The 1,430-nt window shown below is 63.6% G+C and carries 1 protein-coding gene; it reads left to right on the top strand.

The annotated features are described in order from the left end of the window. Window positions 1-1,430 (top strand): beta-galactosidase (locus tag AWB67_RS37725; RefSeq protein ID WP_143746814.1); only part of this gene is annotated, 1,430 nt, incomplete at both ends.

Below are 1,430 nucleotides of genomic sequence, written 5' to 3'. Positions count from 1 at the left end.
CGATCGAAACGCTCGCCGGGGAGGGCCTGAAGGTCGTCATGTGCACGCCGACCGCGACACCGCCGAAGTGGCTGATCGATCTTCATCCCGACATTCTTCCCGTAGGCGCCGATGGCCGCCCGCGCAATTTCGGCTCGCGGCGCCATTACGATTTTTCGTCGCCTTCGTATTTCGAGGCATCCGCAAAAATCTGTACGGCTGTCGCCGATCGGTACGGCCGGCATCCCGCTGTCGCGTACTGGCAGACCGATAACGAATTCGGTTGCCACCACACGGTTGTCAGCTATTCCGACGCAGCCGCGAAGCGCTTTCGCGAGTGGCTGCGGGCGCGTTACGAAAACATCGATGCCCTGAATGCCGCATGGGGCACGGTGTTCTGGAGCATGGAATACCGCAGCTTCGACGAGATCGATCCGCCGGTCGCGACCGTGACCGAAGCGCATCCGTCTCACCGTCTGGATTACCGCCGCTTCGCTTCGGACGAAGTCGTGCGTTACAACCGCATGCAGGTCGATATCATCCGTGCGCATTCGCCGGGTCGGCCCGTTGCGCACAACTTCATGCAACTCTTCACCGAGTTCGATCACTACAAGGTCGCCGCCGATCTCGACATCGCAACCTGGGACAGCTATCCGCTCGGGGCACTCGAAGAGCAGTGGTTCGACCCGTCGATCAAGGCGAAGTGGCTGCGCACCGGGCATCCTGATTTCGCGTCGTTCAATCACGACGTCTATCGCGGCATGTCGAAAGAGCCGTTCTGGGTGATGGAGCAGCAGCCCGGCCCGGTGAACTGGGCGATGTGGAATCCCGCGCCGCTGCCGGGCATGGTGCGCCTGTGGAGTTGGGAGGCGTTCGCGCATGGTGCGGGATGCGTGTCGTATTTCCGCTGGCGACAAGTGCCGTTCGGACAGGAGCAGATGCACGCGGGGCTCAACAGGCCGGACAACCGGCTCGACGTGGGCGGCGCCGAAGCGCAAACCGTGGCGCGCGAGATCGCAGACGTGCTGAAGGCCGAAGGCGAATCGCAGGTTGCTGCGAAAGTCGCGCTGATCTGGGATTACGAGGCGAAGTGGCTCTTCGAGATTCATCCGCAGGGAGCGGACTTCCACTATCCGCGCTTCGCGTTCGAGTACTACAGCGCGTTGCGCAGCCTGGGACTCGACGTCGATGTGATACCGGCCGATGCACCGCTCGACGGCTACAGCATGATCGTCGTTCCGCCGCTGCCAGTCATGCCGGCGACGTTGGCGGCCCGGCTCGCCTCGTCGAATGCGCAGGTCGTGCTGGGTCCGCGCACGGGGTCGAAGACGTCGAGCCTCACGATCCCCGAGACCCTTCCGCCCGGCGACGTGCTGCCGATCCGCATATGGCGCGTCGAATCGATGCGGCCGAACGTGACCGAAGCGGTTGATGGTGGCGGCGAGTCGCGC

The organism is Caballeronia terrestris (assembly GCF_001544515.1).
Lineage (GTDB): Bacteria > Pseudomonadota > Gammaproteobacteria > Burkholderiales > Burkholderiaceae > Caballeronia > Caballeronia terrestris.
The sequence above is the reverse complement of the archived record's forward strand: the minus strand, read 5'-3'. Positions and strand labels throughout refer to the sequence as shown.